General features: G+C 31.7%; 22 protein-coding genes. 14 read left to right on the forward strand and 8 right to left on the reverse strand.

Annotated features, from left to right (window positions below; genetic code table 11):
- Positions 1-280 precede the first annotated feature (280 nt).
- The 4 genes from ATE84_RS10075 (at position 281) to ATE84_RS10090 (ending at position 6,417) form a co-directional block, all read left to right on the forward strand.
- Positions 281-2,647 carry a DUF2339 domain-containing protein gene (locus tag ATE84_RS10075; RefSeq protein ID WP_101447835.1) on the forward strand — a complete coding sequence of 789 codons (2,367 nt, stop codon included), beginning with the start codon at positions 281-283 and terminating at the stop codon, positions 2,645-2,647.
- Positions 2,631-3,866, forward strand: a complete 1,236-nt coding sequence (locus ATE84_RS10080) for a DUF3999 family protein (RefSeq protein WP_101447836.1) — start codon at positions 2,631-2,633, stop codon at positions 3,864-3,866. Before ATE84_RS10075 ends, ATE84_RS10080 begins: the two co-directional genes overlap by 17 nt.
- A gap of 510 nt (positions 3,867-4,376) precedes the next feature.
- On the forward strand, positions 4,377-4,853 hold the full coding sequence (locus ATE84_RS10085; protein ID WP_101447837.1) for a hypothetical protein: 477 nt from the start codon (positions 4,377-4,379) through the stop codon (positions 4,851-4,853).
- A gap of 295 nt (positions 4,854-5,148) precedes the next feature.
- A complete protein-coding gene (locus tag ATE84_RS10090; RefSeq protein WP_101447838.1) occupies positions 5,149-6,417 on the forward strand; it encodes a nuclear transport factor 2 family protein in 1,269 nt (422 codons plus the stop codon).
- Between the two features lie 69 nt (positions 6,418-6,486).
- Here the strand turns inward: ATE84_RS10090 and ATE84_RS10095 are convergent, their stop codons facing one another.
- Positions 6,487-7,203 (reverse strand): LytTR family DNA-binding domain-containing protein, encoded by a 717-nt coding sequence (locus tag ATE84_RS10095; RefSeq protein ID WP_101447839.1) that lies wholly within the window; start codon positions 7,201-7,203, stop codon positions 6,487-6,489.
- Positions 7,203-8,240: a sensor histidine kinase gene (locus ATE84_RS10100; RefSeq protein WP_101447840.1), complete on the reverse strand. Its 1,038-nt coding sequence runs from the start codon at positions 8,238-8,240 to the stop codon at positions 7,203-7,205. The genes ATE84_RS10095 and ATE84_RS10100 overlap by 1 nt, the downstream gene beginning before the upstream one ends.
- 790 nt (positions 8,241-9,030) lie before the next feature.
- Between ATE84_RS10100 and ATE84_RS10105 the strand changes: the two genes are divergently transcribed.
- The gene (locus ATE84_RS10105; RefSeq protein ID WP_101447841.1) at positions 9,031-9,579 is read left to right on the forward strand and encodes a hypothetical protein; all 549 of its coding nucleotides are present in this window, start codon (positions 9,031-9,033) and stop codon (positions 9,577-9,579) included.
- Between the two features lie 251 nt (positions 9,580-9,830).
- Here the strand turns inward: ATE84_RS10105 and ATE84_RS10110 are convergent, their stop codons facing one another.
- On the reverse strand, positions 9,831-10,166 hold the full coding sequence (locus tag ATE84_RS10110; RefSeq protein WP_101447842.1) for a hypothetical protein: 336 nt from the start codon (positions 10,164-10,166) through the stop codon (positions 9,831-9,833).
- A 254-nt stretch (positions 10,167-10,420) separates the two neighbouring features.
- Positions 10,421-11,188: a phosphatase PAP2 family protein gene (locus ATE84_RS10115; protein WP_101447843.1), complete on the reverse strand. Its 768-nt coding sequence runs from the start codon at positions 11,186-11,188 to the stop codon at positions 10,421-10,423.
- A 291-nt stretch (positions 11,189-11,479) separates the two neighbouring features.
- On the opposite strand from ATE84_RS10115, the gene guaB reads away from it, so the two are divergent.
- On the forward strand, positions 11,480-12,955 hold the full coding sequence (guaB, locus tag ATE84_RS10120; RefSeq protein ID WP_101447844.1) for an IMP dehydrogenase: 1,476 nt from the start codon (positions 11,480-11,482) through the stop codon (positions 12,953-12,955).
- An 81-nt stretch (positions 12,956-13,036) separates the two neighbouring features.
- On the opposite strand, the gene ATE84_RS10125 is transcribed toward guaB, so the two are convergent.
- The 3 genes from ATE84_RS10125 to ATE84_RS10135 all read right to left on the reverse strand — a co-directional run bounded on the left by ATE84_RS10125 (position 13,037) and on the right by ATE84_RS10135 (position 14,381).
- Positions 13,037-13,558: an OmpH family outer membrane protein gene (locus tag ATE84_RS10125; protein WP_101447845.1), complete on the reverse strand. Its 522-nt coding sequence runs from the start codon at positions 13,556-13,558 to the stop codon at positions 13,037-13,039.
- A gap of 88 nt (positions 13,559-13,646) precedes the next feature.
- Entirely contained in the window at positions 13,647-13,886 is a 240-nt protein-coding gene (locus tag ATE84_RS10130; protein ID WP_101450958.1) for a hypothetical protein, read from the reverse strand.
- Positions 13,887-13,928: 42 nt separating this feature from the next.
- On the reverse strand, positions 13,929-14,381 hold the full coding sequence (locus ATE84_RS10135; protein ID WP_101447846.1) for an SRPBCC family protein: 453 nt from the start codon (positions 14,379-14,381) through the stop codon (positions 13,929-13,931).
- Between the two features lie 136 nt (positions 14,382-14,517).
- Between ATE84_RS10135 and ATE84_RS10140 the strand changes: the two genes are divergently transcribed.
- The 6 genes from ATE84_RS10140 (at position 14,518) to ATE84_RS10165 (ending at position 23,194) form a co-directional block, all read left to right on the forward strand.
- Positions 14,518-16,506 carry a peptidylprolyl isomerase gene (locus ATE84_RS10140; RefSeq protein WP_101447847.1) on the forward strand — a complete coding sequence of 663 codons (1,989 nt, stop codon included), beginning with the start codon at positions 14,518-14,520 and terminating at the stop codon, positions 16,504-16,506.
- A 192-nt stretch (positions 16,507-16,698) separates the two neighbouring features.
- Complete coding sequence (locus ATE84_RS10145; protein WP_101447848.1) at positions 16,699-17,547, forward strand: peptidylprolyl isomerase; 849 nt, start codon at positions 16,699-16,701, stop codon at positions 17,545-17,547.
- Between the two features lie 34 nt (positions 17,548-17,581).
- Complete coding sequence (locus ATE84_RS10150) at positions 17,582-19,018, forward strand: peptidylprolyl isomerase (protein ID WP_233195781.1); 1,437 nt, start codon at positions 17,582-17,584, stop codon at positions 19,016-19,018.
- Position 19,019: 1 nt separating this feature from the next.
- Positions 19,020-19,976, forward strand: coding sequence for a MoxR family ATPase (locus ATE84_RS10155; protein WP_101447850.1), 957 nt, complete (start codon positions 19,020-19,022; stop codon positions 19,974-19,976).
- 191 nt (positions 19,977-20,167) lie between these two features.
- Positions 20,168-20,602 carry a hypothetical protein gene (locus ATE84_RS10160; RefSeq protein WP_101447851.1) on the forward strand — a complete coding sequence of 145 codons (435 nt, stop codon included), beginning with the start codon at positions 20,168-20,170 and terminating at the stop codon, positions 20,600-20,602.
- A gap of 324 nt (positions 20,603-20,926) precedes the next feature.
- Entirely contained in the window at positions 20,927-23,194 is a 2,268-nt protein-coding gene (locus ATE84_RS10165) for an aconitate hydratase (protein WP_101447852.1), read from the forward strand.
- Positions 23,195-23,285: 91 nt separating this feature from the next.
- Here the strand turns inward: ATE84_RS10165 and ATE84_RS25845 are convergent, their stop codons facing one another.
- Entirely contained in the window at positions 23,286-23,468 is a 183-nt protein-coding gene (locus tag ATE84_RS25845) for a hypothetical protein (protein WP_143273604.1), read from the reverse strand.
- Between the two features lie 238 nt (positions 23,469-23,706).
- Between ATE84_RS25845 and ATE84_RS10170 the strand changes: the two genes are divergently transcribed.
- The gene (locus ATE84_RS10170) at positions 23,707-24,387 is read left to right on the forward strand and encodes an NUDIX domain-containing protein (protein WP_101447853.1); all 681 of its coding nucleotides are present in this window, start codon (positions 23,707-23,709) and stop codon (positions 24,385-24,387) included.
- 135 nt (positions 24,388-24,522) lie between these two features.
- Positions 24,523-25,347, forward strand: coding sequence for a ribose-phosphate diphosphokinase (gene prs, locus ATE84_RS10175; RefSeq protein ID WP_101447854.1), 825 nt, complete (start codon positions 24,523-24,525; stop codon positions 25,345-25,347).
- The last annotated feature ends 20 nt before the right edge of the window (positions 25,348-25,367 follow it).

A 25,367-nucleotide genomic window follows, 5' to 3' on the forward strand; every position in this document is an offset into this window, starting at 1 on the left:
GTAATTCTGTATGGAATAGAAACAATATTTTTCACGGGAAACAGTGTACTATAAATTGAGTATATCATAGATATTTGTTTGCTATTCAAAATGTGTATACTAAAATATTTAATTTTGAAAACAGACAGGTTTTAAATTTTTGACTTAGATAGTGATATTTATTCTTAGAAGAGATTGATGGTATAATGTTTAAATATAGCTTTGTTATATTTTTCGATATCTTAGTCTATATGGGCTTTTAGGGTTATTTAACATTAGATAATTATAATAATAATGTAATATGGGAAACAACGAAGATCAGATACATCAGCTTTTGGAAAAGCTCGAAATCCTACTGAAAAGGCAACAAGATTTCTCAACTCAAATACAAGATCTTAAAGATGAGATACACAAATTAAAAATTTCATCAGAAAACCAACCAAGTATAAAAACAGAAAAACCAATTTCTGTTTCACCTACAAACGAAATTATTGAAAAACCATCTTCTTCTATTAAGCCAGAGAATGTGCCGCCAGTATTAATAAAAGAAGAAAAACCTGTCATTGCCAAAACTAATACACCAAAAAAGAAATCTAACCTTGAAAAATTCATTGGAGAAAATCTAATCAATAAGATAGGTATCATCATTATTATAATAGGTGTTGCTATAGGAGCAAAGTATACCATAGAACATGACTTGATAGGGCCATTAACTAGGATTATACTAGGATACCTAACAGGATTAGGGCTTTTGGGAATTGGAATGAAATTAAAGAAAAAATATGAGAATTTTAGTGCTGTACTGGTCAGTGGTGCTATGACTATATTATATTTTATTACCTTTTTAGCATATGACTTATATGGCTTAATTCCGCAGAATTTAACGTTTATCCTTATGTTATTATTTACAGCATTTACCGTTTTTGCTGCAATACAATATAATAAACAAATTATAGCTCATGTTGGACTAGTAGGAGCATATGCAGTTCCTTTTTTGTTAAGTGATGGATCAGGTAGAGTAGTGATTCTGTTTAGTTATATGGCGATTATTAATATAGGTATCCTCATTATTGCTATCAAAAAATATTGGAAACCTCTTTATTTTTCGTCTTTTCTATTCACCTGGATCATTTTTATGTCGTGGTATGCCGGTAAATATAGTATAGAAGAACATTTCGCTCTTGGTTTTGTATTTCTTACCACCTTTTTTATCACATTCTATCTTATGTTTCTGGTATACAAACTTAGAAAAAAGGAAAGCTTTAAAACCATTGATGTAATCCTTCAGTTATCTAATTCATTTGTCTTTTACGGTATTGGGTTTTCAATGTTAAATAATCACGAATATGGTAAGGAATTATTAGGTGTATTTACATTGATAAATGCAGTGATCCATTTTGTGGTTAGTGTTATTGTGCATAGATTAAAACTAGCTGATCGTAACCTGTTTTATTTTGTGTCTGGTATGGTTTTGATTTTTATTACAATTGCATTCCCTGTGCAACTAGATGGAAATTGGGTTACACTACTATGGGCAGGAGAAGCAGCATTGTTATTTTGGATTGGACGAACAAAAAAAGTGCCGATATACGAAATTCTCTCATATCCACTATGGGCCTTAACTTTTTTTAGTCTTTTACATGATTGGATTGTAGTGTATTATCGATATAGCCCAACACTACCAGAAACCAAACTAATGCCAGTGTTTAATATTTATCTGATGACATCAATAATATGTATTGTGTCTTTTGCATTTATTTATATCACACATCGTAAAGAGAAACTATCTTTTCCTTGGCCAAAACAATCCTGGTTGTATACAATGCTTACCATAGGTCTTGTATTATTATTGGTATGTACTTCCTACTTTACATTTTGGATAGAAATAGATAGTTATTGGAATCAGGTTTATCAAGATATAGATCACCAGTATATTTCCCAGAATATAAGTAGTACAGAACAATATACGGTATTATCAGATACCAGAAATTTTAAAGCCATTTGGCTCATTAATTATAGCTTATTGTTTCTAGTTGTTTTATCTTTTGTAAATATCAAAAAAATTAAAAATAATGCTTTGGGATATATTACCCTTGGCTTTATATTGTTTGCTCTTTTTGGGTTTTTAACTCGAGGATTATTTCTACTTAGTGAGCTTAGAGTACATTATCTTGAATTAAAAGAAACAGAATTTAGCGCAGAAGCCTTTTCCCATATAGGTATACGATACCTTTCTTTTGTATTCGTGGGAGGTTTATTATTTACTTTTTATAAATATGTACGTCAACAATTTCTTGGTAGAACCTTTAAGATAGCTTTTGAAATTATACTGCATTGTACATTAATCTGGATAGTGAGTAGTGAATTAATACACTGGTTGGACTTGTCTGGGTATACAGAGACATATAAACTTGGATTGAGTATTTTATGGGGTGTTTATGCTTTGTTACTCATTGTTTTAGGAATATGGAAAAGAAAAAAACATCTACGTGTTTTAGCAATTATAGTATTTGGAATCACACTTATAAAATTATTCTTTTATGATATTTCTCATATGGAAACTATTGCCAAAACTATTGTGTTCTTAGCTTTAGGAGTGCTTCTTTTGATTATTTCGTTTTTATACAATAAATACAAACATATTATAGCAGATGAACATTCAAATTAAAAACATCGTAATTCTGATATTATTTATTTGTCTTAAAGGTTATAGTCAGATGGATCAATACGCTTATAAAAGTATATTGCCAGAAATAACAGATACTTGGCATGCGATTAGTTTACCTGATGAAATGTTTAGTAATGTCTCACCAAACCTATCCGATATTAGAATTTTTGGGATAACAAACAAGAAGGACACAATAGAAGCACCTTATCTTTTACGATTAAAAGCTGAAAAAAAAACCTTTAATAAAATACCTTTTACCATCTTAAATACTTCATATAATGAAAAAGGAACATATATTACGATGGAAATCCCAACTAAGCAAGCTATTAATCAAATTCATTTAGATTTTGAGCAATCTAATTTTGATTGGTTAATTACTTTAGAGGGAACTCAAGATCGTAAAGAATGGTATACTATAAAGGAAGATTATCGTATACTCTCCATAAAAAATGAACTTACAGATTATCAATTCACTACGATACGATTTCCTAATACACAGTATCACTATTTTAGGATACTGATAAAAGATACAAAAAAACCAGTTTTACAATCGGCTAATGTAACTAGATATGAAGTTAAAGAAGCTAACTATAAAGAATATGATATAGAAAGGTTAAATATTCAGAATCCTAAAGGTATCAAAAAAACTATTATAGATGTTAATCTTAAAACACCAGTTCCTGTAAGCTATATCGGTGTTGAAGTACAAGAAACTTTTGATTATTATCGTCCTATATCTATTCGTTATATGGTTGATAGCATACAAATTCAGCAAGGTAGCTGGAAGCCCCGCTATAAGGAACTTGGCTCAGGAGTACTTAATTCTATAGAAGGTAATATATTTACCAATACTAGTACAATTGCTCAGAAATTTAGATTAGAGATTGATAATCATGATAATCAGCCTTTAAAAATTAATAAAGTTATAGTTAAAGGATATCAACATGAACTTGTTGCACGTTTTACAAATCCAGGAACATACTATCTTGTTTATGGAAATGACAAAATGAGAAAACCTTCGTATGACCTTAATTATGTATCTGCAAATATTCCGGAAGAGATGACAACACTAATTCCTGAAGCACGGCAAACTATCGATCACGAAGAACCTATTGTAGCAGAACCTTTGTTTACAAATAAGATTTGGTTGTGGGGGATAATGAGTATTGTGATTCTATTGTTAGGAGGATTTACATTATCCATGATGAAAAAAAAGTAAAAAGTGTATGGCGCTTCCTTTTTCCCGATACAGGAAAAGATTTCTAATCTTATACAAAATGATTTTTATTTCTACCAGAATAATAAGAAAACCCAGTTAAAAGCACTTATTTTGGCTTAACTACTCTTTTTTTTAATTTTTTTCAATTTTTTTTTGAGCATTTTTATCGAATTTTTTTTGAGTATTGATAAGGGGTGCGGCCTTTTAACAGGGGGAAAAGCCCCTAGTTACTATTGTGGAAAACCGTAAATACCTTTTGAAATAATTACTTATGTTAGCAGTATTACACGTATGATAATGAAGTTTTTGCCCTTTCCAAATTGGCTTTATCAACTACAGTTTCATAGTTTGAAAAATTGATATCCTTTATGGGTGTGTCTTTGTGTAATACAGTACTGAAAATGAATAAGAAATAAGTAACTAATAAAAACGCTACGTGCCCGTTACGGCGAGATTGTGCCCAGTATATTAAACTATAGCTTACGGGCCCCAAAAAAAGAAAACTTGTAAATGAAAATTGAATTATTATCCATTTTTGATGGGCTATTTAGTGTAGACACCAAAGAAAAGAAGACAGAAACAAGTACTGCCAAAATTTTTATGACAGATACACATATAAACTCAGGTAGAACATTGATGATCGAAGAAGAGGCTTATGCAGTTTGGGCTTATCTCTTGAGTACAGATAAAGAAGATATTGATTTTGATGGGTTTTTATGCGCAGTAACCGATCCAAAAATTTCTGATGTAAATCTACAGGAAAATATCCAAGAAAGAAGAGATGCTCCATTACCAGCCTTATATGCTAATCGATACAGTTATGTTAAAAACCTTAAAAAGAAAGATATAAAAATACATTGGCAAGAGGAACATGTTACCATATTCATAAAGAAAAAAGCATACCTTATTATGGATTTAAATACAAGAACCAGCTACTCAAAAGGATTAGCAAACGATTGTGACTACGGAAAACAACTAAAAAGCTAAGCAGTTATATAATCTGCTATATGATCGAATTACTTTTCTACTACATACCTCACCTTGGTATAGAATCGCCCATTATTTTCTCTCAACAACATCTAGTTCTCGATGAAATACAAATATTTAACTTTTGGCAGAATATCGAGATAGATATTCAATATAGAGGTATGATCTTACCGTTCAGCAAAAATATTTAACTACAAGAATATGATTGTGTTACCTTGGTTTATAGAACAGAATTAATCACTGTTAATAGGAATCGTGTAATCTCATAAAGCCGCTAGTCAAAAATCAAAAAATAATGAACAGAAATATCATATTTATAATTAGTCTTTTAACTATAGGTCATTTATTTTCTCAACAAAAAAATACAATAGAAAAATATTACAGACATCTCAGGTATAATCATGTATCGCCACATGTTAAAATAAAAGGAATTCATGAAATAGACCATCAAGAAGCAAAACGTACGTCTCATTATGTGTTTAGATACAATAAAAAAGATCAACTGATAGAGGTTATTAATTTTCACTATCATGACCAACGTAGGCATCCCTTGGCAACTATCGGTGCTCATAGAACGGTTTTTGACTATGCTAATGGGGTAGAGACGCGTATTTTTTATGACAAGAAAGGAAACAGAATGATCAATGATCGTGAAGTATATAAAGAGGTATATCAATATGATAAAAATGGATTCGTAAATGCATTGGATTTTTATGACCTCGATAATAATCCTATGGAATCTAATTGGAAAATTGCGAACTATCGATGGGTAAAACACAAAAAGTTAATAATAGAAAAGAGATATAATCTGCAAAATGACCTTGTTGATATTTCTCCATATTTTGAATTTAGTATCACAGGGATTTTATATAGAAAAGACGGATCTCCAAAAGCTAACTATAACCTTAATGAGAAGTTAGAAATTCAGGAAAATTCAATAGGAATTGCCTCTTATGAAGATACCTATGATGAAAAAGGAAATCATATTAAATATTCTTATCACAATGCAAAAGGAGAATTAACTAAAAATCAATGGAACTTTGCAGCCAATACTCAAGAGTTTGATAGCAATGGTTACCTTATAAAAGGAGCAATGTTTGATGAGAATAATGAATTAATCCACAAACGAGATTTTCCTTCTGTTACTCGTATTAGGATGGCTAAACCGGCAAGCAAAAAAGATACCATAGAAATTCGAGAAAAATCTTTAGGATATTTAATAGCATTACAAGAGTTGAAACCTGATTTAATGAAAGAAGTATTTCATGAGGACTTAGCTAAACGAACGATGGGTTTTGATCAAGAAAAAGAAAAAGAAGTGATTAGAGAGACTACCTATAAAGAGATGATAGAATATGCAAAATCATGGAATAAAACCGGAACCAGATTTCCGCCCAACCCAAGTAATGAAATCAAGATATTAGATATCTATAATCGTATAGCGACAGTTAAATTGATCTCAGATAATTGGGTAGAATATTTACACTTAATAAGAACAAATGGAGAATGGGATATTATTAATTTATTATGGCAACATAAGAATATAGATCGATATCCAAAATAATCTTGATGAAAATAGAATTTTGAAAATAAGAAACATCTTCAATTATAAAAAAATGAATGAGAATTCGTGTTATTTCCAAACCTTTTTTCCGGTCTGGTATATTTTCTCCAGAGCATTATCTCTGTAGCTTCTTCCCATCGGAATGATATGATCATCAATTTCTAATGTGTTTCCTTGTATCCCATTGATATAGTGAAAGTTGATAATAAAAGATTTATGAACCTGTACAAACTGAGAAGAAGGTAATAGCTCTAACATTCCTGAAAGTGTCTGATAGGTGACAAAAAACCTGTCTTTTAGAACTACTTTAATATAATCTTTTAAGCTTTCAATTAATAAAATATCAGTGTGATACACTTTTATTTTTTTATTGTCTACTTTGAAGAAGGCAGCATCAGGGATTGTTTCAGCAATTTTAACAGCCGGATCAGTGTGTGCTCTCACTTTCTCAATAGCCTGTACAAAACGATAAAAAGGAATTGGTTTTATTAGGTAGTCAACAGCATTAAGCTCAAACCCATCTACGGCATAATGACGATGTGCTGTTGTGAAAATAACCTTGGGAGGAGAAGAAACGGCCTTTAAAAAATTGATGCCATTCAACATAGGCATTTGTATATCAAGAAAAATAAGGTCAACTGTTTCGGTATTTAAGAATTCAATAGCAGATAAAGCATCATCAAATTTTCCAACTTCGGATAAAAAATCTAACCTGCTGATATAATCAGAAATAACATCTTGAGCTAGTGGCTCATCATCTACAATAATACATTTTATAGTATTCATTAATTATCTAGTTTAATGCTTAGGTCTACATAAAACTTATGTTCTCGTTCTTCTAATCTAAAGGTATGTTTTTGAGGGTAAATAATTTGTAATCTTTTTGATAAATTTTGAACACCAATCCCATTCTTATTACCTTCTTTTATAGAGTTTCCTACAGGATTAATAGTGCTGATGTGTAATTCATTATTTTTAACCCCTATTTTTATTTGTATGTCCACATCCCCTCTTTCATTTAGGGAACAATGTTTAAAGGCATTTTCGACGATAGGAATTAGAATAAGAGGAGTAATCATTATACCGTTAAAATTACCAGTGATTTCTATCTGTAAATTTAAACGATTTCCAAAACGTAACTTTTCCAATTCTATATAGTCATGTAAATGGTGTATCTCTTTTTCTAAGGAGATTTTATCTTCACTACCTTCATATAGTGTATAAGACAATAGGTTTGATAATTGTAATAGAGCTTCTGGGGTTTTCTTTGAACCTTTTAATGATAATGAGTACAGATTGTTTAAGGTGTTAAAGAGGAAATGAGGATTCATTTGAGATCTCAAAAAATTTAACTCACTGATTTTTTGTTCTTTCTTTATTTTTTCTATGAAGACCTTATTTTCGTAGTAATCCTGTAAAATTTTAATAGCAGTAGGAGGGCCAAACCATAATAATATTGCTCTTGCAAAATCTAGTATTCTGGGTAAAGAAAAAAAATCAAGAGGAAGTTTTGGTATTTCTAATAAAATCGGGTAGACAAAGTAATATTGAGAAAGTTTTACAAGTAATGCGTTTATAATAAGAAGAGGAATGAAAGCCAGAAAATAGTATGCATAGCGTTTAGTACTAATGTACTTGGGCCACAAGTAATACATATGCACGTAGTAAAATGGAATTTCTAGTAAACAAGCCAGATACTTATAAGAGGCTTTTATGAAAGAAGCACCATACATTACATCCATTACTATCCAAATCAATAAATAAAGAATCCAAAAAGCAATATGCTTTAAAGTTCGGTTTTTAAAGAATACAGGAATTGTCATATAATATAGGTGTACTTAGATTCATACTTTATATGAATAAAACAGGTTGTAATATCGTTAAATTATTAGATACTCTACTATTATTTTCTCTCAACAACGCTTCCTGCTCGATGAAAAATGAAAATTAGATGCTTGCATAATGCGTTTAGAGTCCATACAATAAAGATTAATAACATCTGCTATTTCTTCTTTGAAGTGTATTTTATTTGATTTCCTGATAAAAAACTATATTTGCGGCTTAGTTATAATTGCATTTTATATAACTAAACGTAAACCATTTTGAAAACGGAGTAAGTTTAAGTACCTACTCCGTTTTTTTGCTTTTATGAAAAAAGAGTAGAAAAAGGTACTTAATAATTGATATCTTAGCCTTTATACCAGTTATACTTTGAATTTATTATAAAAGAAAATCAACTATTTTTTGTTTACGCAAAAAAAAATTCAGTATAGCCACTTGTACTGAGCTAAGTTGAAGTATAGCTATGGTTAATTTTTATTTTGAAACATTGGCAGAAAAGAGAGTTTTATTGCGGTAAATTCGAAGTGTAAATAGTATTATACAGTATCATAGATTAGATCTTTTGAGAATACACATATTTGGAGCTTTAGGGATTAGGTATAACAACGTTGGTCAAATTTTGATGGCCGCAGTCTTACTGTACATAAGAATTGGATTAAAAAATTAAAATGTCCTGTCATACAAATTGAAGGAGATACTACAATTGAAGAACGCATGCAACATGTGTTATCCCAAATACATAAAAATGGTGATCACTAAAAATGGGTATTCATGTCTATACAGAAAAATAAAAACAAAAATAAAAGTGCTGATTGTGTGGTAGCAGAAGATCATATTTATTTTCCCAAAGGATATTGTTTTAAGTATGGATTTCTAAAAAACAAAAAGAAATTACCATTTTCAATCATAGATGAAATCAGAACGAATACATTCCCTGTTACAGCAAAAATTAATACCAACGAAATCATATTCCTACAAGGTTTGGATGAGAAAAAATGTATTGAGATTAAAGAAAAATCAAATATAAGCTTAACTACTCCAGTTGATAATTGGTCATTATTATGTGATGAGTTTTTGGATACGGAATGTAGTAATGAACAACAAGAGGATGTAATACAATTACTTATGGAAAACGGAATTAATAGAGATGAGGTAAATGGAATACGTAAACGAATTTCTTCTAGAATGTTAATCCTAACCTTTTTTTCGTGGGAGTGGATGTATTATGGGCAATTTGATGTTCTTAAACAATTATGGCCTTTAAATCAAAAAAAGTATTGGTGGACAATGGAGATTGCTTTAAGAAGCAAAAAAGATTGATCGTTTTTTTGTTGTTTTACTATTTTTAGTATGACTTATTAATCATATCTTCTTTCTTGATTTAGAAGATAAAGTACCCAAAAGACCTGAAAAACTATAGATTCCATTTAATTAAACACACTTCCACTGTCACCAGATTGCGAACCAATTACATTCTTCACAATTTATATTTTTTAGAACTCTCATTTCTGGTTGGCCCATGTGTTAATCGAGAGTAATGGTAGTTTGTCATTTTTCAGATCTTTTGATTACTATGCAGCAAGCTCCCCATTTCCTACTGTTTCTTTGCCTGTTTCGATTGATCCCCATTTAGAACTAGTATTAAGTTTAATAGATACAGGACTTTCATTTCTAAGGGTTTCAAGAATAGATTGTAAATCTGTTTCATGAAAATAAACTGTTAGTGTGCCATTATTGTGTTGTCTGTTTTCTGGCAATGTCTTTCCGTCTTTAATTATAGCTAAATGACCAACATATTCTTGGTTTTGTCCATAGAGATATACAAACCCCATTTGGTAACCACCGCCACCAGCATAATTACTAACAATTTGAAGACTATAACTTTCTACTTTGTGTGAAACAATCATTTTTATAAATTTTAAAAATATGAGTTAGACCGTTTTGTTTATTCAAAAGTAATGCATTAGGAGGTATCAGAGTAGAGGGAAAACACGGATTTTGAGTAGGGGATATTACCCCTCTTAGGTGGAGCATCCGTATTTGTGTTATTTCATGATAAGGATCAAAGTGTGCATAAATGATGCATCATGTATATTAATTTGACTTATCGAAACTGTTTTTTTTCAAATCTTTATCATTTATATAAAAAACTCCTATTATCTTAGAAAGTCCTCGAAAGGTAAAACCCTACGGATTTTTCACTGAATTGCGGAGCAAAAGCTATTCCATCCATTTTTTTGAAAGGATTCCAGGAGATAAGATGATTAAAGTGGTATACTAATTTTACAGATAATATTCCAATACCAGCTCCAACCAAAACATCAGAGAGATAATGCATATTATTAAGCATTCTTAAACTTCCTGTAGTAATTGCAAAAAAATAACCGCTATATGCCAAAAGAGAATTGGTATCTTTAAACTCCTCGTATAATACCGAGGCAGTAGTAAATGCTGTGGTAGTATGTCCTGATGGAAAAGAATTAGCATTTGTAGATTCTCCTGGTCTGTATTTGTGAATTTCTTTTTTTAATAGAGCAGAAGTACCATTGCTTATGATAGATGAAAGAACAAGGTTTTTGGTTTGATCAAACCAATGATTTTTTGATTTTACTCCTAAAATATCTGCAGCATACATCTCTACAACTGGAGCATATCGGGTATAATCATCCATGTCGAAATAAAAGTCGTTACCGACCATATTCCTAATATCTTTCTGAAATGATTTCTCAAAACTGCTTGTAGATAAAAGAATACCAGTCGCAATCAATGCTACAGGTATAATTCTTTTGCTAAATGATTTTTTTTTAGGTGTAAATTCTATTTGACTAGGATTAGTAAATGTTGAATTGGTAAGTGGCGCATCAGTAAATTGGGCATTGGCAATATTGATATATAAAAATACCAATGCCAGAGTTAGCATAGTTTTCATAAATATTTTTTTTGGGGCTGTGGACTGTTTTTGAGATATTTTTATCAAAATAGTCCAACGAAATATACTATATAAATATTAAAATAATGTTAATAAATTGAATTTTGTTAATAAATAATTAACAATTATTATGAAGAGATAGGTGTTTTAACATTTTTACGATTGTTTTGTATGCTCCTTATTGAAGTAATCTAGTAGGTGAAATGATCTTGATTATTTAAAATAAAAGGGTATAGGTTTAATATTCCTTAAAAAAGACATATATTTGCACGCAATTAAATTTTAATTGCGATGACAGCACATGAATCCAAAATCGTTGGAGAAGGTTTAACCTATGACGATGTTCTTCTAGTTCCTGCTTTTTCTGAAATTTTACCTAGAGAGGTAAGTATCAGGACTAAGTTTACAAAAAATATTATTCTTAATGTTCCTATCGTTTCTGCAGCAATGGATACTGTTACAGAAAGTCGTATGGCTATTGCTATGGCTCAAGAAGGTGGGATAGGAGTGTTACATAAAAACATGACTATCGAAGAGCAGGCAATTAAAGTACGCAAAGTAAAACGTGCAGAAAGCGGTATGATTATCGATCCGGTAACATTACCTCTGGATGCTAAGGTGATTGATGCTAAAAACAATATGCGAGAGCATAGTATTGGCGGGATTCCGATTGTAGATGATCATCATAAATTGATTGGTATTGTTACTAATAGAGATCTTCGTTTTGAGAAAAACGATCAACGACCTATATCCGAAGTAATGACCAGTAAAAACCTGGTTACAGTAGGAGAAGGAACATCATTACAGCAAGCTGAAGTAATTTTGCAAGAGAATAAGATTGAAAAACTACCAGTAGTAGATAAAGAAAATACCTTGGTTGGTTTAATTACCTTTAGAGACATTACTAAACTAACGTTAAAACCTATGGCAAACAAAGATAAGCTTGGGCGTCTTCGGGTCGCTGCTGCTATTGGGGTTACTGGTGATGCTGTAGAGAGAGCAGAAGCATTAGTGAAATCGGGAGTAGATGCCGTAGTTATCGATACAGCGCATGGACATACTAAAGGTGTAGTTACAGTATTAAAAGAAGTAAAAACAAAATTTCCAGAATTAGAAATAGTTGTAGGGAATATTGCCACTGGCGAAGCTGCAAAATACCTGGTAGAGGCTGGTGCTGATGCTGTTAAAGTAGGAATAGGCCCAGGATCCATATGTACTACAAGGGTAGTGGCTGGTGTAGGATTTCCTCAGTTCTCTGCCGTATTAGAAGTAGCTAATGCAATAAAAGGATCTGGAGTTCCTGTGATTGCAGATGGAGGAATTAGGTATACAGGAGATATTCCAAAAGCTATAGCTGCAGGAGCAGATACAGTAATGTTAGGTTCGCTTCTGGCAGGAACCAAAGAATCTCCAGGAGAAACAGTGATCTACGAAGGAAGAAAATTTAAAACTTATAGAGGTATGGGATCTGTAGAAGCTATGAAAAAAGGTTCTAAAGATCGATATTTTCAAGATGTTGAAGACGATATCAAAAAATTGGTTCCAGAAGGTATAGTAGGTAGGGTTCCTTATAAAGGAGAACTTTTAGAGAGTATACATCAATTTATAGGAGGGTTGCGTGCAGGTATGGGATATTGTGGAGCAAAAGATGTCTCTACATTGCAGGAAAATGGTCGCTTTGTGAAGATTACCGCTAGTGGTATCAATGAAAGTCACCCGCATGATGTTACTATTACCAAAGAAGCACCTAATTATAGTAGAAGGTAAACTAATAGAAATAACAAGTTATAAAAAAAACGCATCAATTTAAATTGATGCGTTTTTTTTATAATATCGTAATACCGTATTTTATTTCTTAGGAGTTTCTTCTATTGTGATTCCTAATTTCTGCATTACTGTTTTTGTTACGTCGTATTTAGGATCAACATATGCCAAACCACTCGTAGTAATAGTAAATACCTGGGTATATCCTTCAGCTTTAGCAACTTCTTCTAGAGCTTTCCCAATTTTTTGATATAATGGCTGTAGTAATCTATTCTGTTCTATTTGTATCAATTGACTACCATTCTTACGAAACTTTGCTATATCATTTTCTAAAGCGATGATTTCTTCTTGCTTAGTTTTTTTCATAGGTTCAGTAAAAGAAGCTACTTTTTCTTGATACTCTTTTACTTTAGCCTGGTATTCTTCGACCTTTACTTTTAGATCACTCTCTAATTTGGTATTATACGTTTTTAAATCACCTTGAACTTTGGTTAATTCTGGCATTTTAGAAAGAATATACTCAGAATCTATAGTTCCTGTTTTGGATTGAGCATTTAATTGAAAACTAACGATCAATACTAGGATTGATAATATTATTTTTTTCATTTTACTTTTTTGTTTTTTTATTTTCTAATTTTTGCAAATATATAAGGTCTTAGACAATATACGTGCCACGAATTATTTTTTTTAAAATCTACCCTTCATAGAGTTGTCCACGATGAGGTTTTAAAGCATCACGTACTGTTTTCATTTCAGAATTGGTGACAATCATGTAAGCCAAACTATGTAGGTCATTGAGATCCTGACATCCCGTAATATCGAGAGCTAATTTTTCTGAAGTAATATATTCCTTAAGATGGATTTCGTGATGTTGTGCTGTTTTACTTGCTGCAGGGCCTCTAAAGTCCCAAATTAATTTTATTTTTCGTTCCAAAATAATCTTCAATTTTATAACCGTCAAAAACGCTTTTGTAAATTAATTATCCAATACACTTTTTCCTTCTTCTGCAAAAGCTTTAAAATCTTCCATATAAGTATAGGATTGTTTTTTGAAGGAACCAGGTATAAGAAATCTCATAATTTTCATGAAACCACTAAATTTAAATTCGTTTTTAGAGATCCATTTTGTATTTCCGTTTGAGAGTTCTTCAAAGTAATTTTCCTGGATGTTATATGCATTTTTTGTGTCAAATGTAAGATGAAATGACTCAGGAAGGTCAAGTAAAGTGATGGTTTCTATCATTTCAACTTCTTGTTTACCCATTTTATAAGTGAGTTTTGAAATTGCTCCGGCTTTTCCTTTTTCACCACTTATGTGTTCCATACTCACAAAACCCTTTTGCCAGTGTTTTATGTTTTCTTCATTGTTGAATTTTTCAACTATCTGATTTATAGGTATTTTTATTTCAATATCGAGCTCGTATTCCATGATAAGATTGTTGTCAGTTGGTTTTGTAATGAGGCTGCAATATACGTAGATCATAAAAATTTTAAAAGTAAATACTATAGGTAGTATTTACTTCGTTAGAACATGGAACTTGTAAAACATTTTAATATTATTATTTTTGTTCGATTTAGGACTTCATCATATAGAAATTATGTATAAAAAGGGGCTATTATTTTTTTTAGGAAGTATTTTATTTACACTTGCAAATGCACAACAGTCAAAAGATGTACTATTTACCATTGACGAATCTCCTGTGTATATATCAGAATTTAAGAGGGTGTATCTTAAGAATATAGATTTAGTAAAAGACACGTCACAAAAGAATATAGACGAATATCTTAATCTGTTTATTAACTATAAATTAAAGTTAAAAGAAGCAAAACACCTTGGGTTAGATAAAAAACAAGCTTATTTAGAAGAGTTAGAAGGATATAGAAAACAACTGGCAAAAGGATATCTTACAGATACCAGAACTTCTGATGCATTAATTAGACAAGCTTATGATCGTTCTCTTGAGCAAGTAAATGCGAGTCATATTTTAATTACAGTAAAGCCTAATGCTTCTGCAAAGGATACTATCGCTGCATATCAGAAAATTATCGAAGCAAGAAATAAGATTGTAAACGGAACGTCTTTTGATGTTGTAGCTAAAGCCTATAGTCAAGACCCTTCTGTTGTTAAAAATAATGGAAATTTGGGTTGGTTTTCTGCATTCAGAATGGTGTATCCATTTGAAGAAGCTGCATATGTAACCAAAGTAGGGGAAATTTCAGAACCGTTTAGAACACAATTTGGTTACCATGTTGTAAAAATTAATGGGAGAGAGAGAAAACTAGGAGAGGTAACTGTTGCTCATATCATGGTAGCTATTAATAATAATAGAACATCAGAAGCAGCAGAAAAAAGAATAAAAGAAATCAATCAGCAACTTCAGCAAGGAGTTTCTTTTGCTTCTTTAGCAAAACAATATAGTGATGATCCAAGTACAGCAATAGAAGGAGGTAAGATTAGACGTTTTGGACAAGGAGCTTTAAATTCTGAGGAATTTGAAAAAATGGCATTTGCTTTAGAAAAAAATGGAGAAATCTCTACACCAATACAAACTAAGTATGGTTGGCATATCATCCAACTTATAGAAAAACATCCTCCTAAGAGTTTCGAAGAGCAAAAAAATGAACTTACCAAAAAAGTAAAAAGAGATAGTAGATCAAAATTGGTGACTACTTCGTTTATTAATTCATTAAGGAAAAAATACGCTACGGCTAAGAATGAAAAAGCAGTTGCATATTTCAAAGGAATACTTCCTTCTACATTTTCTAAAGAGGAATGGAATGTACCTGAAGACAAAAATTTAAAAAAAGAACTCTTCAATCTAAAAAAGGAAAAGTATACATATAAGAATTTTGCCGATTTTTTAAAGAGTAACCAAAGTAGAATAGAAGGGTATGCTGATGTTTCTGCTTTTGTTGAAGAAATGTATAAACGATTCGAATCAACAACCTTACTTCAATATTATGAAGAGCATTTGGAGGAAGATAACAAAGATTTTGCAAATGTAATAGGAGAGTATCGTGATGGACTTTTACTTTTTGATCTAATGGAATCTAAAATATGGAACATATCTAAAACAGATTCTGTTGGGCTTAAAAAATATTATGAGACTCAAAAAGATAAGTATACGCAAAATGAGGTGTATAAAGTGCTTAAAGCCTCTTCGTCAAAACAAGAAGCAATTAGTAAGGTTGAGAAATTATTGAAGAAGAAAAAGTCGATTGAAGAAATAAAAAATGAAGTCAATATAGGAGATATAGCTTTGGTGCTTTTCTCAGAAGAAGAATTAACTCAAGGAGATGCGATATTACCCAAGGATTTTTCTGCAGAAAAAGGGAAAATTGTGTTCTTGGAAGAAGAGAATTTTAAGACTTTGATTATGGTTAGAGAAATCTTACCTTCAAGAATTAAAACTTTTGAAGAAACCAAGGGAGAGGTGATTAATGATTTTCAGAAAAAAACAGAAAATAAATGGCTAGATCATTTGAGAGTAAAATATCCGGTAAAGGTTAATGAGAAAACCTTAAAAAAAGCTAAAAAAGAATTATCGATTTAAAAGAATAATAAACTTTTGATTGGAGAACAACGAAATTGTGTATGTTCTTCAATGTTGTTAATTTCTTTATGAATGATTAAAAGGGGAATGTGTAAAATAAGAGATAATTATTGTGATGAACTAAATGATTATTTCATGCCTGATCTATATTAGTATAAATCTCATCGTCTAAAGAATATTATATATAAACAGATGAAATATTATAAATTAATACTGCTATTTCTAGTTGTTGTTTCTTGCCAAAAATTTAAGAATCAAATTAAAAGAGAAGCAATTGCAAGAGTGAATGACACATACTTATATAAAGATGATATTAAAAAACTAGTGCCAAAGAATGTGTCTACAGGGGATAGTACTAATATTGTTAATAATTATATTAATACATGGGCTACTCGGCAACTATTTATTGACAAGGCTAAACTAAATCTTACTAAGGAAGAACTTGAAGAATTTAATGATCTTGTAGAAAGCTATCAAAGTACCTTATATATTAACGCATACAAGAATGCAGTGATCAATAAATCCATCAATATGGAGATCACAGAACAAGATCTTCAATCATATTATGATCAAAATTTGAAAAATTTTAATCTTAATGAGGAGTTAGTAAAATTACGTTACTTACATTTGCCACCTGATTATGCGAATATTGTTGCAACGAAGCAACAATTCAATCGTTTTAATGAAGAGGATATAGAAGAGTTGGGAGGAAAAAAGATAGAATACCTTACATATTCTTTAAATGATTCTGCTTGGATTAAGTTGGATCAAGTGTTAAGTAAAATTCCGATTCTCAAAAAACAAGACAAGGCAAAACTCTTGAAAAGCGGAAAATATATGCAACTTAGAGACTCTACAGGAGTATATATGGTGAAAATAAAAGACGTATTAAAGCGTAATGAGATAGCACCGCTAGAATATATCAAGCCTACAATAAGGCAGATTATACTAAATAAGAGAAAGCTGGAGCTAATTAAAAAAATAGAAAAAGACATTACAAGAGATGCAGTTGAGAACAAACAATTTGAAGTTTATGATTAAAACTACAGTACTTTGTGTTATACTTACTTTTAGTATGAATACACAATTTTATGCCCAAGAGATTATTGAAGAAGTAGCACAGGATTCTATAGTAGCACAAGATACCCTTAGTGGGCAGAATAGTGCAATGGTAAATGATACATTAAATACAGCTGTAGAACCTGTAAAAGTACCATTTCAAAAGGCCAAAATAGATGGAGTAGCAGCGGTAATAGGAGAAAATGTAATTTTGGATAGTGATGTAGATATTGCTTATCGACAGTTGATTAGTGAAGGTGTTTCAACTTCTGATGTAAGTCGTTGTGAACTTGCAGGTAGTCTGTTTGAAGCCAAATTGTATGCCCATCATGCTATTCAGGATAGTATAGAAGTTAGAGATGCTGAAGTTAACTCTATGGTTGACCAACAATTAGCATATATGACAAATGAGTTGGGAACTGTAGAGAAAGTATTAAAGTTTTATAAAAAGGATAATGTGGCAGATTTCAGAAAAGAACTTTTTGAAATTAATAAGTCAAACAAATTGTCTGAGCAAATGAGAGCTAAAATTATCAAAGATATCGAGATTACTCCAGAGGAAATCAGAGAGTTTTTTGATGACATCCCAGAAGATGAAAGACCACTTTTTGGTACAGAACTTGAATTAGCTCAGATTGTAATAGAACCAGAAATACCTCAAGAAGAAGAGCAAAAAGTAATTGATAGACTAAAGCAGTTTAGAGAAGATATTGTAGAGAACGGTAGTAGCTTTGCTACTAAAGCAGTATTATATTCTCAAGACCCTGGCTCTAAATCTACAGGTGGAAAATATACTCTGGATCGTAAAACAAACTTTGCTAAAGAATTTAAAGATGTTGCTTTTAGTTTACAAGAAGGAGAAGTGAGCGAGCCATTTAAAACTGATTTTGGATGGCATATTGTAAAAGTTGATAAAATAAGAGGAGAAGAAATAGATGTAAGACACATACTTCTTGTTCCCGAGGTAACTAGAAAAACTGTTGATGAAGCCAAAAAATTAATAGATTCTATACGAACAAGCATTGTTTCGGGTTCTATTCAATTTAAAAAGGCAGCAAGAAAATTTAGTGATGAAAAAGAGACTCGTGAAGATGGAGGGCAACTTCTTAATCCTACTACAGGAGATACTCGTTTTGAACTTACCAAAATTGACCCTATATTGTACGATCAAGTATCTAAACTAAAAAAGAATGAAGTTTCTTTAGTAATTTCTGATCAGGATCGTCAAGGTCGAAAAAAGTATAAATTAATAACTGTACTTAATCGATATGATGAGCATATAGCTGATTATGCAAATGACTATCTTAAAATACAAGAATTGGCGTTAAGAAAAAAGCAAATTGATGCAATTCGTAAGTGGCAGAGTGAAAAAATAATGGATACGTATATAAAAATAAACGGAGAGTATAGAGACTGTGAATATAGTGGTAACTGGTTAAAAAAAATAAAATAATATGTCAGATGACGTAGCGGCTATAGAAAAACTGGTAAAAAAACATTCAGAACTCAAAAAAGAAATATCCAAAGTAATTATTGGGCAAGAGAAAGTTATCGATCAGATACTTATTTCTATTTTTTCTGGCGGCCATGCATTATTAATAGGCGTTCCTGGGCTTGCCAAAACCCTTATGGTAAATACCATATCACAAGCTTTAGGATTAGATTTTAAAAGAATTCAGTTTACTCCTGATTTGATGCCTAGTGATATATTAGGAAGTGAAATACTGGATGAGACAAGGCATTTTAAATTTATTAAAGGCCCTATATTTTCTAATATCATTTTGGCAGATGAGATTAATCGTACTCCTCCAAAAACCCAGGCAGCACTTCTTGAAGCAATGCAAGAAAGATCTGTAACGGTTGCTGGACACCACTACACTTTAGATTTACCATATTTTGTTCTTGCAACCCAAAATCCAATTGAGCAAGAAGGAACATACCCATTACCCGAAGCGCAACTGGATCGATTTATGTTTGCTATAGAACTTAAGTATCCAAGCTTTCAAGAAGAAGTAGATGTTGTAAAGAGTACAACAGGAGATACAACCACTACTGTTAATCCGCTGTTTACAGCTAAGGAAATTATTGATTTTCAGCATTTGATTCGCCGTATTCCGGTGGCAGATAATGTAATTGAATATGCTGTAAGTATGGTAAGTAAAACAAGACCTGATGAAGAAACAGCAACAGAACTAGTGAAAAATTATATAGATTGGGGAGCAGGACCACGAGCTTCTCAAAATTTAATCCTGGCAGCCAAAGCCAATGCCGCTATCAAAGGAAAATATTCTCCGGATATAGAAGATGTACAGGCGGTAGCTATGGGAATTCTTCGCCATCGTATCATTAAAAATTACAAAGCAGAAGCAGAAGGTATTAGTGTAGAGGATGTAATTAATAGCTTGTTTTAACATTTACTTAGTTTAAAAACTTTTAAACTATAGCTTGTATACTATAAACTCCCTTCAATACAGATGTATACAATCAATTTTGTATACTTAGAGATTATTTTTTTTTCATAGTATTAAACCTTTTTCATATTTAGCGGTCATAGTATTGAACGTTCAACAAAAAGTATTGTTTAATATTGAAAAAGAAATAGATGAAAAATAGTATAATATGTATCATAATCCTGTTTATAGGAGCTATGGAGATATCGGCCCAACCCGAGGGTGATCATATGGATCGCAAGGCATTAAGAAAAGAGTTTTATGAAAGCTTATCTGAAAGCCAAAAAGATGATTTAGAAAATAAAAAGAAACTCAGAAAAGAGCAAAGAAAGACAATGCATGCTAGTTTTACTAAAGAACAGTTAGCAATTGTAGATGATGAAGATCTTTCTAGAAAAGGAAAAAGAAAGGCATTGAAGCTTACGCTTAGCGAGGCACAAAAAGAAATGCGTAAAAATCATAAAATTAGGATGAAAGATGAAAGAGATAAGTTTAAAGCCACGCTCTCAGAAGCTCAATTAGAACAATATGAGCAAATAAGAAAAGGAAAACGTAGTAAGAGAAAACATAAAAAAAGGAAAGATTAGTGTCAAAACTAGAAGTTTTGATATTAAAAAAAGTGAAGCTCCAGAGCTTCACTTTTTTTATTTTATGTCGGTTTTTATCTTTTTTAGATTGTTTTTTGAAGAATAACTATAACGTTTTCGTGAATTGAAAAAATAGTGAAGTATTTTCTTATCTTAATTTTTATTGATATTGTAATTTTCGTATTTCTAATTTATGAATTTCAATAAATGAAGCCTTATATTTTTTTAAAAATGTAAAAAGAAGGGATTAAATGTAATCATTTAAGAAAATCCTTTAAAATTCGTATTTTCGCAAGACTTTTCAATACTAAAAAATAATTAGAGATGGCATTCGATATCGATATGATAAAAAAGGTGTACAGTCAGGTTGCTGATCGTGTTAATACAGCACGCGAAGTTACAGGTAAACCTTTAACCTTGGCAGAGAAAATTTTGTATTCACACTTGTGGGACGTAGAAACAAAAAAGGCGTTCACACGAGGTAAAGATTATGTTGATTTTGCACCAGACCGTATCGCTTGTCAGGATGCAACAGCTCAAATGGCATTATTGCAGTTTATGCAAGCTGGTAAAAATAAAGTAGCGGTGCCAACAACAGTGCATTGTGATCACTTGATCCAGGCAAAAGATGGTGCAGCAACAGATTTAAAAAATGCTAATGATGTTAGTAGTGAGGTGTTTAATTTCTTAGAATCTGTGTCTGATAAATACGGAATTGGATTTTGGAAACCAGGAGCTGGTATTATTCATCAGGTTGTATTAGAAAACTATGCTTTCCCTGGAGGGATGATGATTGGAACAGATTCTCATACTGTAAATGCAGGTGGTTTAGGAATGATTGCAATTGGTGTAGGTGGAGCAGATGCAGTAGATGTTATGGCTGGTATGGCTTGGGAATTGAAGTTTCCTAAATTAATAGGTGTAAAATTAACAGGTAAATTATCTGGTTGGACAGCACCTAAAGATGTAATCCTAAAAGTAGCAGAAATTCTTACGGTAAAAGGAGGAACTGGTGCTATAGTAGAATATTTTGGACCTGGAGCAACATCAATGTCATGTACAGGAAAAGGGACAATTTGTAATATGGGTGCCGAAATAGGAGCTACAACATCTACCTTTGGTTATGATGAGTCTATGGAACGTTACTTGAGAGCAACAGAAAGAGCAGATGTAGCAGATGCAGCAAACAAAGTAAAAGAGCACTTAACAGCAGATCCTGAGGTATATGGAAATCCAGAACAATATTTTGATCAAGTAATCGAAATTAATTTATCTGAATTAGGACCATTGTTAAATGGACCTTTTACTCCAGATTTATCGACGGCTGTTGGTAGTACAATGACAGAAAAAGCAAAAGCTAATGATTGGCCAATTCAGGTAGAATGGGGGTTAATAGGATCTTGTACAAACTCTTCTTATGAGGATTTATCTCGTGCCTCTTCAATCGCGCAACAAGCACTAGATAAAGGTTTGAAAATGAAAGCAGAATTAGGGATTAACCCGGGTTCTGAACAAGTAAGATATACAGCAGATAGAGATGGTATCCTTGGGATATTTGAAAAACTAGATGCCAAAATATTTACCAATGCATGTGGACCTTGTATTGGGCAATGGGCAAGATATAGTGATCCGAAAAATGCACCAAAAAATAGCATTGTACACTCTTTTAATAGAAACTTTGCTAAACGTGCAGATGGTAACCCTAATACACACGCTTTTGTTGCATCACCAGAATTAACTGCTGCAATTGCAGTTGCAGGGCGATTAGACTTCAATCCGTTAACTGATAAGTTAATTAACGAAAATGGAGAAGAGGTAATGTTCGATGAGCCAACAGGATGGGAATTACCTCCAAAAGGATTTGAGGTAAAAGATAACGGATATCTGGCTCCGGTTGAAGATGGTAGTAGTGTAGAAGTGAATGTAAGTCCAACTTCGGAAAGATTACAGTTGTTAACACCATTTGTGCCAATAGGTAATGAAATTAAAGGAGCTAAACTACTTATAAAAGCATTTGGTAAATGTACTACAGATCATATTTCTATGGCAGGACCATGGTTACGATATAGAGGTCATTTAGATAATATTTCTAATAACTGTTTAATTGGTGCTGTAAATGCATTTGGTAAAAAAACAAACTTTGTTAAAAACCAATTAACAGGAGAGTTTGGTGGTGTGCCAGATACTGCAAGAGCATATAAAGCTGCAGGAGTACCTACTATTGTTGTAGGTGATCATAATTACGGAGAAGGTTCGTCACGAGAACATGCTGCAATGGAGCCACGTCATTTAGGTGTATGTGCAGTAATTGTAAAATCATTTGCACGTATCCACGAGACAAACCTTAAAAAACAAGGAATGCTGGGATTAACCTTTGCTAATGAAAGTGATTATGATTTGATACAAGAAGATGATACTTTCAATTTTACAGATCTTAATCAATTTGCATCAGGAAAACAATTAACATTAGAAATTGTTCATGCAGATGGATCAAAAGATACTGTGATGTTAAATCATACCTATAATGATTCTCAGATAGAATGGTTTAATGAAGGTTCTGCATTAAACTTGATTAAAAAGCAAAATGCTTAAAACGGTGTAAAAGACCAATTTTGAATATAAAAACTCCCAAAGAGATTGATCTTTGGGAGTTTATGTTTTTTAACCTTTAGTTTAGAACGAACTAACGAGGAAAACAGTCTACACTAACCATAACACAAAATTTGTGCTGAGGAGGGAGTTGTTCGTATTGGCTACAGGTAACTGATATTGGGCCATTGTAACTATCACACGGACCGCCACCATTAATTTGTTTTTGTTCTGTTCTGGATAATTTTTTTCCTAGGTTTAAAAGCGTGTTTTTCATAATCTTTTGTGTAATAATCCTGAACTTTATATAGCTCTCAGGATATGAGCCTATCTATAAAAATACTACTTTTTTTATATTCTATAAGTATAGCGGGTATTACCATAATGCTAATTTTGGAAAAGAGTAATATTATTTATAATTTAAAAAAGAATAAGTTGACATTGAATTTCTCTATCTCTTAATATAACTTGAGAAGTTTTTTTATTCCAAAATAGAAATATGTAGATTTGCGTATATGGTACGCCAAAATATAAAAGTTGCTGTTGATGCTGTCGTCTTTGGGTATAAAGACAAGGCACTTAATGTCTTATTGATAAAAAGAGATATAGACCCTTTTAAAGACTCCTGGGCTTTGCCAGGTGGTTTGGTCTTAGAAAACGAAAGTTTAGAACAAGCTGTGGTTAGAGAGCTTAAAGAAGAGACTAATGTAACCATAGATTATTTAGAACAATTGTATTCTTTTGGTGATCCCAAAAGGGATCCAAGAAATAGGGTAGTAAGTGTTACTTATTTTGCTTTGGTTAAACCAGAGCACTTTGAGATCAAAGCAGATACCGATGCTCAAGATGTAGCATGGTTTGATATGACCGAACTTCCGGATTTGGCATTTGACCACATTCGTATTCTGGAAACAGCAAAAAAGAGATTACAGAATAAACTCACTTATGAACCTGTAGGATTTGATTTGCTCGCCGATAAGTTTTTGTTTTCGGATCTCGAAAAACTGTATATGACTATTCTGCAAAAAGTAATTGATCGTCGAAATTTCAGAAAAAAAATACTAAGCTTCGGAATTCTTGAAGAATTAGATGAGAAAATTTCCGAAGGAAGAGGCAGGCCAGCAAATCTTTTCAAATTCAATAAAAAGCAATACTTCAAACTTAAAGAAGAAGGTTTTCTCTTCGATATCAAATAATAGTATTACTCTGCAATACTATGATCTTCAGAAAGGTATAACCGAGGTGTATTATATTAAAATAATGTAATTTTTACGCAAAATATTTTGTAGTGTCGTCTTTCTGTTATAGATTTGCGTAAAAATAACACAATTATGAGGTATTTACATTTGGATCCATCGTTTACACCTTTTGAAAAATCTATTGATTTTAAATCATTTGTTTTCAATGGAGGAGAACCGCATATAAATATTTTAGATAAAAATATTGGGAACAGTATAATGATTACGCAACGAATCAATTCGTTTAATGATTTAGGGTTACTATTGGTAGCGACAGATGCACTACGCATAATGGATGTAAAGGAGATTAATGTGTTTATTCCATATTTTCCTGCTGCTAGGCAAGATAGGGTGATGGTTGCAGGAGAATCGCTTAGTGTTAAGGTATATGCAGATGTAATTAATGCTCAAGACTATAATCAGGTAACAATCTTTGATCCACATTCTGAGGTAACTCCTGCGTTATTAGATCGTGTAAATGTGGTTCAGAATTATGAATTTGTCAAGCAATGTTTAGATATCATCAAAGAAGAAGTAGTGTTAATTTCTCCTGATGGAGGAGCGTTAAAAAAAATCTATAAAGTATCTGAATTTCTGGGCGGAGTAGAAGTGGTAGAATGCTCTAAAAAACGAGATGTAAAAACAGGAACTTTATCTGGTTTTAGAGTGTATGAAGATGATTTAGAAGGAAAGCATTGTGTAATTGTTGATGACATTTGTGACGGAGGAGGAACTTTTTTGGGGTTAGCAACAGCACTAAAAGAAAAGAATGCAGGCAAACTAAGTTTGATTATCAGTCATGGTATTTTTAGTAAAGGGTATGAAGAATTAACCAAATCATTCGATACCATTTTTACAACAAATTCCTTTAGAGATATAAATGAAGAAAGGGTAGTACAGCTACCAGTAGTGAATTAATTTTTAAATCTAGATTAGCA

This window comes from Aquimarina sp. MAR_2010_214 (genome assembly GCF_002846555.1).
In the GTDB taxonomy this organism is placed as follows: Bacteria; Bacteroidota; Bacteroidia; order Flavobacteriales; family Flavobacteriaceae; genus Aquimarina.